The sequence below is a fragment of the Nesterenkonia sp. AY15 genome (genome assembly GCF_022565855.1).
In the GTDB taxonomy this organism is placed as follows: Bacteria; Actinomycetota; Actinomycetes; order Actinomycetales; family Micrococcaceae; genus Nesterenkonia.
Genome location: NZ_JAJOYV010000015.1, coordinates 1 through 11601, shown reverse-complemented (window position 1 = coordinate 11601; position 11601 = coordinate 1). Strand labels below are relative to the sequence as shown.

At 59.6% G+C, this 11601-nt stretch carries 8 protein-coding genes; 3 read left to right on the top strand and 5 right to left on the bottom strand.

Annotated features, from left to right (window positions below):
• Nucleotides 1–287 precede the first annotated feature (287 nt).
• Nucleotides 288–1607 (top strand): ATP-binding protein, encoded by a 1320-nt coding sequence (locus LSI54_RS12845; protein ID WP_241478566.1) that lies wholly within the window; start codon nt 288–290, stop codon nt 1605–1607.
• 222 nt (nt 1608–1829) lie between these two features.
• Here LSI54_RS12845 and LSI54_RS12840 read toward each other — a convergent pair whose 3' ends face one another.
• The 3 genes from LSI54_RS12840 to LSI54_RS12830 form a co-directional block, all read right to left on the bottom strand.
• A complete protein-coding gene (locus LSI54_RS12840) occupies nt 1830–2807 on the bottom strand; it encodes a hypothetical protein (protein WP_241478565.1) in 978 nt (325 codons plus the stop codon).
• Nucleotides 2808–2848: 41 nt separating this feature from the next.
• Nucleotides 2849–4132, bottom strand: a complete 1284-nt coding sequence (locus tag LSI54_RS12835; RefSeq protein ID WP_241478564.1) for a hypothetical protein — start codon at nt 4130–4132, stop codon at nt 2849–2851.
• A 1062-nt stretch (nt 4133–5194) separates the two neighbouring features.
• Nucleotides 5195–6733 (bottom strand): recombinase family protein, encoded by a 1539-nt coding sequence (locus LSI54_RS12830; protein WP_241478563.1) that lies wholly within the window; start codon nt 6731–6733, stop codon nt 5195–5197.
• On the opposite strand from LSI54_RS12830, the gene LSI54_RS12825 reads away from it, so the two are divergent.
• Nucleotides 6629–8383, top strand: a complete 1755-nt coding sequence (locus LSI54_RS12825) for a ComEC/Rec2 family competence protein (RefSeq protein ID WP_342357827.1) — start codon at nt 6629–6631, stop codon at nt 8381–8383. The two genes, LSI54_RS12830 and LSI54_RS12825, sit on opposite strands and share 105 nt — an antisense overlap.
• A gap of 392 nt (nt 8384–8775) precedes the next feature.
• Here LSI54_RS12825 and LSI54_RS12820 read toward each other — a convergent pair whose 3' ends face one another.
• Nucleotides 8776–9231: a hypothetical protein gene (locus LSI54_RS12820; RefSeq protein ID WP_241478561.1), complete on the bottom strand. Its 456-nt coding sequence runs from the start codon at nt 9229–9231 to the stop codon at nt 8776–8778.
• Between the two features lie 379 nt (nt 9232–9610).
• Nucleotides 9611–10735 (bottom strand): trypsin-like serine peptidase, encoded by a 1125-nt coding sequence (locus tag LSI54_RS12815; RefSeq protein WP_241478560.1) that lies wholly within the window; start codon nt 10733–10735, stop codon nt 9611–9613.
• Nucleotides 10736–11385: 650 nt separating this feature from the next.
• Between LSI54_RS12815 and LSI54_RS12810 the strand changes: the two genes are divergently transcribed.
• Nucleotides 11386–11553 (top strand): hypothetical protein, encoded by a 168-nt coding sequence (locus LSI54_RS12810; RefSeq protein WP_241478559.1) that lies wholly within the window; start codon nt 11386–11388, stop codon nt 11551–11553.
• The last annotated feature ends 48 nt before the right edge of the window (nt 11554–11601 follow it).

Sequence of the window (11601 nt, the reverse complement as noted above, 5' to 3'; positions counted from 1 at the left end):
GGGTCATCCCGGAATCGAGCAGCTCCAACGCGGATGCCTTGAACTCTTCGGAGTAGATCTTCGGCATGGGACTATCCTCTCTGCTTTCATAGCAGTCAAGAAGTCAACGGAACCGTCAGCAGACCCCTGCACCGTCACCCAACTTCTAGACAATTAGACCCCGTGCTGACCTTCTCGGTCGGTACGGGGTCTTCTTGGTACAGCGCGCTGTGACCGTCCGTCGCGCCTGAACCCTCTTAGTTCTTGAAGTCCGTTCGTGGAGCCTGGATCAGATATAGGGTCACCACATGTCTATCTTTGGTATCTGGTCCGACTTCGGCTTCCAACAGAACCCGTACAGCCAGGACACTCTGGCCCCTGACGAAATGGGCGACTTACTTCTGGCCGGGCGGGACAAAGAGGTCCGGGGTATCCAAGCACGCCTCGGAAGTGGAGGTGCCCACCCTTCCGTTGAAGGGCCCATTGGTGTGGGCAAGACCAGCCTGCTCAATGTGGCTGCGTTCCGGATGGCGAAGCGCTGCCTGGAGGCTCGTGCAGGCGAGCTCTACTTGCCGGCAGTGCAGAGATTCCAGCCGGTCAAAGACGTCGCAGAGTTTGAAGCACAGGTTTATCGCGTGGTCGCGCAGACGCTGATTCGCTACCAGGGCTCGTTCAAACAGGTGGGGCTTAGCGAGCCAGATGTCAAGAAGCTCAATAAGTGGCTGAACGAACCTCAGTATGGAGGGTATTCCGTCGGCGCCAGTGTTCTTGGTTCGGGGGCTGAATGGGGGAAATCGTCAGAACCCAACACCGGTGAAGCGTTCCTTCGTTCGGGATTCCCAGAAGCTGTCAGGGCGGTCCTCGAGGAGTGCTTTCCTGCCAATACTGGTGGTGTCGTCTGCATCCTGGACAACCTGGAGATTGTGGAAAGCGCTGGGGCTGCTAGGTCGACGCTAGATGAGCTTAGGGACCGGTTGTTCAACATCCCTCAACTGCGGTGGATACTCTGCGGTTCAAGAGGGATCGTCTCAAGAGCGAGGACAGAAAGGCTTAGTGGGATCTTCCAAGCGCCGCTTCAAGTTGGGCCGCTAAACGATGCCTCCGCGGTGGAGGCCATCACAAGAAGGTTGGAGTACTTTGGATTGGAAGGTGCAACCGCGCCAGTCTCTCCATCTGGATTCGACTTCATCTATACGGCCCTTAATAAAAACCTGCGAGACGCACTTTCCACGGCCCAAGAATTTTCCCACTGGTTGTCCGCGGAGTACCCAGCTGGCGACACCTTGCCCGATGAAACTGCGAGGGATCGGCTACTTGAAGCGTGGATGACCGAGAGGGCGGAGAACGCGTTCCACGATGCTCACGATGTGCAGCCACGGCATTGGGCGTTCTTTGAAGCTGTATGTGAGAACGGAGGTCGAGCTGCCTCCGCGGATCACCAGGAGTACGACTTCGTAAGCCAACAACAATTGGTGAGCGCGGTGACAGCTCTTGTCAATGCCAACTTGTTCGTTCGGGAAGTTGACCCAGATAACGGTGCTCGAACCGTTAATGCGTGCACCTCGGTCGGATGGCTCGTGTACTTCTACAGAGCCCAATTCGAGCTGCCTTCCAAAAGGAAGAAGTAGGTCCTGAGAGGTCGTTTGGTCGCGAAGAGACTGACCGCTCGAAAAGTTCAGGGGCCAACGGTCCGCAGAGTCAGGAGATGTTCGTCTGGTGGTGTGATCGGACCAGACGTGCAGGTGCCGTCCTAAGGTCCAGTACCTACTGCGATCCAAGCGTGTTGCCCGGAGCGGCGTGTGTCGTAAAGAGCTACGAGCATGATGCGGGCCCAGGGCGGCATACTAAGCTCAACCTCCGTAGTGCAGGTCCTTTTCCTCTGAAGAATCGGGCTCCAGATTGAGACTGCTTAAGCGAGCGTCCAGCCTAGCCCTGGCCTGTCGGGCGATTTCGACGCTCCGCTCTTTCTTTGCCGCCTCGGCCTTTTTTTCCTTCTCTGCGCGAACGCGCTCCGCCTCAGCCTTCTCCTCGTCCTCGGCCTTCTTACGCGCTCTTGCCCCAATCGACCGCGAACGCGACCCATCCGCCCCAAACTCTTCTGTAGGGCCGCCACCATCTTTACGTGTGGTGGCTGAGGCCCACGCAATTGTCATGGCGCGAACTTCCCACAGCCGCCCGGCATTATCCGAGGCCCTCTTCCTCAGGGCCGTAGGTGAGTACTCTTCACCAAGGTCAGCTGCAGTGAACTCGCCCATGATGCGCGCTTCTTCCGGGTCGTTGAGTTCGTAGCCTTCCCCCGCACGGGTGAACCCCACTACCGACAAGACACGCTCGAGAGAGGCTTCGAATACCCGCCCTTCAGCGGGGAGCAGGAGCAGAGTGTCAAGGGCCTTCTGGATATGATCCCTCCAGTAATACCGACGAATCTGGTCAGGATTGATGCGGCGGCTCAGGAGTAACTCGTTGGAGCCAGCGCTGAGTGCAGCGTCGCGCGCGCGGCCAGCCCTTTCGATCTGTCCAACAGTGAGGTGGGGGCCGATCGAGGCAGTTGCGTTCAGCGATAATCTGAACACCGCTTCCTGGATGGCCTTGCTCGGCTCCTTAACTACCCCGGAGCACGTCATGTGCACATGGCCTGGAGCCACCGGGGGCGCCGACTCGAGGATACGATCCGTAGGTGCATACTCGGCAAGTGCCAGACCAAGGTCCACCAGCAGTTCACGCCTACTCCGAGTTGGAACCGTGGTCGAAGCCAGCGTGCTGAGAACTTCCTTTTCGTACTTCCAAGCCATCTGACGGGCCTGATCCGCTGCGTATTCCTGATTCATGGTGGTTTCCTTTGGTAGGTGTGGAAGGCGTAGCGAAGCTCTTAATCGCCGTAGGAGCGGTCTCCGCGCTGGAGAGACGACAGGTGCCGCTGTCGGGCAGGGGGTAGGGAGGAAGGTGGGGCCTTGCGCCGGGTCCGCCGGGGAGACGGAGCGCGAGGGGCGATTTCAGCCGAGAACTCGTCGATGACCTCAGGGTAGTGTTCCTCGATCCACGCCCCGAAGTTGGTCTCTGTGATCCGCTCACGAAGATTCATGAGCAACTGCTGACCCTGGTCCATTGCGGCGGAAAGAATATCCTGTGCCTGCACTTCGGCTGTGTCCCGTAGCTGCTGAGTCTGAGACTGTATCTGACGTCCCATTTGGTCCAGGTGTTGCTCTTGCTCCACAATCTCTGCCGCCCAGGCGTCGAGGGCCTGCTCCCTGGTTCTGTAGCCGCGCTCGAGATCTCTTACACCCGCGAGAGTTGCGCTGGCGGCAGCTTCAGCATCTTTCGCCAGTTTGAACTCTTCTGGCGGGAGTGATTGGCCATGCCGTTCGTTCACCTCTTTCTCTACCGGGTAGCCGAGGGCGATCATGTGGTCCCGCATGTTCGACTGATAGTTGCGCATCTTCGCGCGTCCGTCGATCTGTTGCCCCGACCTGGGCCCTGCCGAGTACCTGACTTCGCGGTGAGACCGGTATGCCTGGCTGTACTCGGTGCGGAGTATCTCGGGGTCGGAAGCTTTCGGGTCCCGCGCGAACGGGTCAGCCATCAGCTGGAGATGAGGAGTGCTCTCGTCGAAATTGGTCGCCCACCCATGGACCGCGTCGTGCTTGCCCGGGATCACATGTTCGATCAGGAAGTTGGCCGCATGGTGGAGGTACTCCATGGCCTCCTGATGGTCACGTGCCACCCACCGGCTGCGTGACATGGGCTGGCCCGTAACCGGATCAATGCGCTCGGAGCCATCGGAGTTGATTCGTGGGTAGTAGTTTGGGACCTCTACGCACATTGATTTCGGCAGGTGAACAACGAACCGGTCGACCGTCATCTGATTCTCACTGATCTTCCTCCGCACCCGTTTGATGCGACCGTCGCCGAAGTCCAGTACTTCTTTGACCGACTTCGCGTGGCGGAACCCACCGTGCCCATCGTTTACGAATGCCTCGTTCAGATGCGTGTCGTCGACAACGATGTTCGAGTTCCGAAGTGCTTGTCGCGTCACGTCCTTCTCATTGAGGTGACGCATGCATTCCTTGAGCAGATTCCGTCGATCTGCCCGTGTCCCGTTTTTCCCGTGGGCGTTGTGCTCGAGGTGGAAAGCGGCGTGTCCCTGAACAGTCATCGCTCCACACCCTGAGACCTGAGTGCGGGCGTGGACAGGCGCACCCCTGCAAACCGCTTCGCGGTCCTTGGGGTGGGACATTCCTTGTCTCGGGGCACTTCTCCATCAATCGGGACCCTGCACCCAATTGTTCGAGCCTCTGCACCCCGAGACAAGGAATGTCTATAGCCCCGTAAGACAATTGCTCGCTGCGCTCCCAATTGTCCGGGGCCGCTGCGCGGGTCAGACCGTCTAGCGACGGTCATGTTCGTTGGGTCTTGGAGCCCCACTGGGGCTCCAAGACCCAACGAACATGACCACCCACACCGTGGCTGCGAGAGTGCACAGGGCCATGTGGGCTGAACATGTTCCCAAGGAAGGCCGACATGGGAGCGACCATCGACTGCGATAAACATAGTCACCGAGAACCTCGCAGGATCGCCAAGATCTCGTCCCGACGTTCAACGCTGATCGGAGGTGCAGTTGAGGCTGCGCGGGTTGCAGCCGCCTTCAGCTCATCGAAAGCACGCTGACTTGCGGAGGCCTTCCGCATGGCGTGGAGGTCAGCGAGCCTGAGGAAGTACTTCCCGTCATGGACCTGATGGGGAAGGTCTCCGCGTCTAATCCGACGGCGCAGCGTGTCGATTGAGCCGAACTCGCGCTGACCGGTGCGATCTCGCTTCTCAGAAGCCTGGACCAGCGTGAGGAGTTCGGTATTGCCCGTAGTCGTAACCATGTATCTCTCCAGAGACAGGCACGCATAGCGCGCTGACGTCTCTGGCCGACACACTCACAGTTGGTGCTCTAGATTGCACCTGTGCTGCCAGATGGAGTCCTGCCGCAGTCTTTCGTCAACTGCTGACGCTTACTCCGCCCGTTCATATTGGTCCTGCCTTGAACTGCGGCTAACTGGGATCCGCAGCGCTCGGTCGTGAGGTGGGCCTACCTCGGACAGTCTCTGAAGGGGCTTGCGAGACCCCACACGTACGCCACACGCCCAGACGCGTGACAAGCTCTAATTATACGGTGGATTTACGGAGGTGCATATCCAGGGAAAAATACTGGTATCCCGCGGAACAGAAGCTATCTCCATCCTGGTTCTACCCTCTCAGTGTTGACCCCCTTTCGCCCTCGTCCCTGGTCGCCTACGCGGTTGATTCGCGGCGTCATAAGGGCCCTGACCACACGCCGCTTGTCCGCCAGGGTCAGCCCTTCCCAGGTTTCTCGAATGCTGTCTGCAGACGCAATATCGATGACCAGAGGGTCGGTCGCCGCGAGTCGCTCGAGACTGGCCTGTGCAGCGTCTATCAGCGGACGAACACGGTCCTCCTGATCAAACAGGATAGACATGTCGTGCCGTTTGGCGGCGTGCTCGCGGACCTCATCGAGATACCTACGGTGACTCTCGATCTCCTGGACCAGTACCCGCATCTCAGCATCCACGTTCTCGTCCTGCTGTCCCAACGTTGTGATGAAGTCCACGCGTTCCAGGCGTGCGATCACGTGTTCCGTAACCACCTGATCGAGGTGTGTCGTCTTCATCGCGACATGAAAACCAGTCTTTCCCGGCACGCCCTGGCAGACATAGGTGTTGTAGTGCTCCCGTGGCAAGGGACGTCCACCCTCGTCGTACTTCGGTCGTCCGTTATTTTGCTTGCCGACCCTTACACGGCCACCACACTCTCCGCATACCGCGATGCCAGTGAGAAGGTGTCTGGCTGGCCAGTCATTAGTCCTTTTCCGTGCCGGGTTGTTAAGCAAAGGCAGGAGTTTTCGTTCCCATAGATCGGGATCAATCAACGGTGGCCAGACAGCCTGCGCCACAATGGCGCCACGGTGCTGGCGTTTGCCAGCGTATGCGGGCGTGGAGAGCATTGACTTAACAGCGGCAGGCGTCCATCCAAGGTGAGCGCGGTGTGGTTTGTGGGAGGGACGACGTGGAGGCACCGACCGCTCGTTAAACGACCTTGCGATCGAATAATACGTCTCACCCGCAAGAACACGATGGGCGGCTTCCTGGACGATTCCGGATTGCTCCGGGTCCGGCTCGATGTGTGACAGCTGTCCCGTCTTCTCATCGTAGATCCGACGATACCCGTAAAGATTCTTGCCATGGACACGGCCTTCCTCAGCCGCCGCCTGAACGTCACGCCGGATGCGTTCGGAAGTCTTCGCGGACTCGTACTCGGAGTCAACCGCGTCCTCCAACATCGATCGCCGATCACGAGCGTTCGAAGGGTCGTACTCTCGTCTGTGCGTGGTGACGAAAATAAGGATCCCTCGTTCTTCGCACAGCTCTATGAGGTTGACCCACTCACCTGTCCGTCGTGACCCCCGTGAGGATTCCCAGATAACCAGGACGTCCGCTTCGAATCGTCCCTCCTCGAGGTCATCGATCAGCCTGCGGAAGTTCTCCCGGTCCTTCGCCGCGTATCTAGACGCGCTCCGGTCATCGTCTCGATATGGAGAAGGGTGGAGCGCCCAACCCCATTGCGCCACGGCCTTCGCATTTTCAGCGTGTTGTTGATTAGGGGACTTTCCGGTGCCGTGTCGGTCCCTGGACACCCGGAGGTACTCTCTGGCTACCGTTGCTTCGCTTGGGCACTGTCTCTCATCTTGCATAGTCTGCTCCCATCCCTGATTGAAACTATATCTGGCGCCAACTGCGCTTTGGTCATGGGTGCGCTGATGGGGCTCGTGCGTCTGGTGCGGGCTCCGCGATGGACGACTGTTCCGGTCGCGGTCATCGGACTGGTGCTCTTCGTGCTGCTGGTGCACCCCGAACCCAGTGTGATCCGTGCCGGGGTGATGGGCAGCATCGCGGCGGTGTCGCTCTTCGCCGGGCGCGGACGGGCGGCGTTTTCGCTGCTCTGCCTCTGCGTGCTCGGCCTGCTGGTCTTTGATCCGTTCTACGCGACTGAGCCGGCGTTCCAGCTTTCCGCGGCCGCCACGGCGGGGATCGTGGTGATCGGGACCCGGATCCGGGAGCGGCTGGAAACGTTCCTGCCGGCGATTCTCGCGGCACCGCTGGCCCTGGCGTTCTCCGCGCAGCTCTTCGTCACCCCCGTGTTGCTGCCGCTCTCGGCCGCAGTCAACACCTACGCGGTGCCCGCCAATGTGCTGGCCGCCCCGTTCGTGCCGTTCATCACCGTGCCGGGTACCTTAGCTGCGGTGATCTCCACGACCCTGCCCTGGGTCGCGGTGCCGATCCTGTGGTGCTGCGGGTTGGCGGCGGCCTGTCTCGGGATGATCGGCAGGGTCGCGGCGGGGCTTCCGCAGGCCGCTGCCCCCTGGCCCGAGGGCTGGGTGGGCTGGGGTCTGGTGGTGCTCTATATCTTCGCCGCACTTGTGCTGGCCTGGGGGCTGGTGGATCGGTTCCGCCGTTGGCATGTGGTCCTCTTGGCGGTAGCTGCGGCGGCGATGCTGGCCCTGGTGCTGCCGGTGACGGCGCTGGTGCCTTCACGTGGGGTTGATCAGTGGCGGGTGGCGCTGTGTGATGTGGGGCAGGGCGACATGCTGGTGGTCCGCACCCAAGAGTCCGCCGGCGTGGTGGTGGATACGGGGGAGGACCCGCTGCTGGCAGATGAGTGCCTCAGGAAGCTGGGGGTGGAGACGGTCGAGGCGCTGTTGCTCACTCATGAACACCGCGACCATTACGGCGGGACCCCAGGGGTCATTGAGGACCGTGCGCCGGGGCTGATCCTGCATGCCGGCAGCGCCGGCTGGGACGTGGAAACCGAAGTGGAATCGGTCGGGGAGCTGCCCCCGAGCATCCCGGTGCATCGGCCCCAGGTCGGGGAGAGCTTCGAGTTCACCCGGGGGCTCAGTGTGCGGCTCACCATATGGGCCGCCGAGGCGCATCACGCCGAGGCCAATGACAACTCGCTCGTGGCGCTCATCGAAACCGTGGACCCTGATCTGCCGGAAGGGACGGTCGGGTCCGTCGATGAGCCGCTGCGGGTGTTGACACTGGGGGATCTCGAGGAGGAGGTGGCTGCCTCTTGGCTGCGCCGGACGGGAGCCCCTGAAGGTGTTCATCTGCTCAAGGTCGCTCATCATGGGGCGGCCAACGGCGGCACAGAGGTGCTGGAGGTGACCCGGCCGGCGCTGGCGTTGATCGGGGTGGGGGAGGACAACACCTATGGGCACCCCTCCGCTGAGATCATCGCCAAGTTGGAGGACCTGGGTGCCGCGGTCTACCGCACTGATCTGCACGGGACGGTGGTGTTCACCTTGAATGCTGGTGGCTTGGACGCGACCGCTGTTCCTTGATTCGAGCCGAGATCGGATGGGCTTGGGAAGCCTTCGGATCTGCACCTTCTTTTCATCCTATGATCCTGTGGTTTGCGCATTCTGAGCATGTAATCTGCAGTTTTGAGCGATACCATTGACAAACCAAACATGACGGCTTTAATTGCAGCAGTCGACTCGCTCCCTCAGGAGTTCTTCACGGCGTACCGTGGTGGTTGGCCGGATGCGATCGGGTTAGCACTCGTAGACGCCATCTAGTCCATCCAGGCCTCCTATGATTCCGAGCACCCCGGCAAGGGTGTGCTCAACCGGGCTAAACAGTTCAGCTCCGCTCACCCCAACGCGGTTGACGACCTGCGTGTACGGGTCTGCTGAAGGTAACGCCCACGGAAGGAGCTGAGTGCCCGGGCCTCCTATAGCGCGATTTGCTTCACGGTTGCCTCGATGAACCGATCACGTGCGGCACGATTATTCGCGGAAGAGTTGTGACTGAGTCCTTTCTCTAGAACACCGATCTCCTCCGAACTGCCGTCACTCCCGTGTATGACTAGAGTCGGCGGCTTGAGGAGGGATCCTTCGTGGCCAGCTTCAATGCGGGAGAGCTCTGTCAATGCCCCGCTCCCGATCGGTGCTGCAGTCCCGATCATTTCTTGGACCTTGTCAACTATCCCGACGATTCCTCCATCAGCACCTGCTTTGCCAAGTCCGAAGGAAAGGAGCTTCGATACGTCGCTTGTGTCCAGTGGAGTGAAGATGACTCGACAAGTCGTGAGGACCAGGTCGCCGCCAACTGACGTGATTCTTCCCGGGCGTTTCGAACCGACCACACGAAGGATCTCGACCTCTCCCTTGGAGAGCTCGTATGGCATGGTTCCTTGCCCACTGCCGCCGACGAGGCGAAGCGCAGCTTCGAATTCAGAATTTGACATTGGATGCACCCTTCAGAATAAAAAAGTCAAGTCTTCCTGCCTAGCCGCAGGGGGTTCCAGCTGGAGGTGAAAAGCGATGCTGGACGTACTGCCAGTCTGCATAGTCCGCGAGGCTCGGAGTGGTGTTTTGTAGATAAACGAACCACAAAAAGCAAGCCCGAGAATTCGATGTATTTTAGCTCATTTTGGCTGACCCATCTTCTTTCTGAGAGACCGCATTTGTCACCGTTATTCATCCCGCCGGGGAGAGCGTCTGGAGTCACACACGGTTCCGGAAAAACCGCTTGCTTCAGACGGCAGTCACATCATGATCATTCGTCTAACCCGTTCTGTTTCCCTGAAAGTATGTTGCAGACTCGCCGTCCTCGGAGTAATTCCCCTCGAAAGTCCCGTCTTCGTATAGCTGTCCAACGTAGAAGCCACGTGGAACAGTTGAGTTCTGTTCCGGAGCGTCGTCGGTCATGCTGAACTCAAGGGTTTCGAGGTCGAAGGTGCCTACGAGCAGGAATGTGCCTGTGCCCCACTGAGCCATCCCATTGATTTCACCAGTCTCGGTCGATAGGTCGAAGGTAATGCGATGGCTGCCTTGAACCTCGCCCGTGAAGCTGTACGTCTCGCTGGACTCTTCGGTTTGGCCTCCACTCGCTTCTTCGTCTCCAGCGGGTTCCGAGACGACGGCCGGGAGCGGCAAGGAATTACCTGGTACGGCGTCTGCCTCAAAAAGATCCAAAATCTCGTGAATAAATCGGACGTGAACGCCGAAATTGTTCGCGGCGGCGGACTGCCGATCGGAGGCAAGCTCGCCGTTCTCATCCAATTCCAGTACGAGCCTCACCGTTCCGGCATTATTGATGCCCGCTACTTCACCGCAATGCACCATCGCTGAACCACTTGTTCCTGGCGTGGTGGGGGCCTGGTGCTGATACACAGCCAATGTCTCCGGTGTGACTTCCTGGTCTGGGGAGTGCGCGCGACGGGCTGAGATTGTTCCGTTCAAAGACGTCGCTTGAGGAATCGTCTCTCCCGGTCGTTGACTAATGAACGTGTCCACATCACCAGGAAAACCTACCAAGTGAAACTCGTCCCCAAGATCCAAAATGCTGTCAGGAGAGGCGAGTTCTAGAGTGTTTGAAAGGACCTCTTGGGTCGTGAGAAGGGCCACGTCGGGGGATCCTAGAGGATCCTGCGCATAACTCGGGTGAGTCACCTCTCGAAGAATTCTAACCACCGTACCAGTGCCCGACTGGACCGCGACGGCGCGTGAAAGCTGAATTCCGGCCTCAGCAGTCTCGACGAATGCGCCTGCCACGTGCGCATTCGTCGCCAGCAACCTCTCATCGACCGCCCATCCGGTGCCAAAGGGGATGAACTGCTGCGAGGGCTGCCCGGTTGACGGGTCGATTCCGTCCACTTGCCCAAAGATCTGATAAGTGCTTTCGTTCATGAGGTTAAGCTGCTCCGAGGAGCTGGGGCAATTCTCCAGCGGGGGGAAATCTCGTCGGGTCATGCTGTTGTCGTCAACCGCCTGCCCCTCTCCTGTGTTCGAGGTGCTAGTCGATGCAGTCGAACCCTCATCCCCGGTTCCCTCCGAGTCTGCTTCCGTCGAGACACACCCACTGAGGAGTACAGCCACGACCACAAGGAATCCCGAAATGCGGCCTCGTCTCCGTCTTCCTTGGTGTGTTGCGTCGTAGGGTTCCATTTCCGCCGACCCCCGTTACTCGAGATGTGATAGCAGAGCCCCTGTCGGCCTGCCCCTCCAGGGGTTGGCTTTGGGAGTTATAGATATGGTGCTCTCTGGTGTGTCTACTGTCACTAGTGCCCGTCCCATGCGCGAGTGGTGAGATGTGTGCGGTTTGGTGTCCCGTCGCGTTCCCACATCTTGATCGAAGTCTTTCTGAAGCGTCCCAGGTTTGATGCCGCATCTTTTTAAGCCGAAAGGATGTAGCCATACCTCGTCGAATCGATCCCGCTCCGAAGGAGCGCGCCGTCCGATTGGTCCTCGGTCACCAGTCCGAGTAATCCTCCCGCACCGCCGCAGTGGAGGTCATCTCCAAACAAGTCGGTGGCGGCCGAGACACCCTCCGGCGATGGGTGCGTCAGCACCAGATCGACCACGGCACCCGCGAAGGTGTCAGCACCGATGAGAACGCCGAGCTCAAGCAGCTGCTCATGGAGAACCGGCGACAGAAAGAGACCCATCAGATCCTGCGCAGGGCCTCAATCTTCTTCGCGCGGGAACTCGACCCCCGCAGCCGCTGATCCTGGCGTTCATCGAGGAGCTCAGGAACGAAGGCTTCGCTGTCGAGT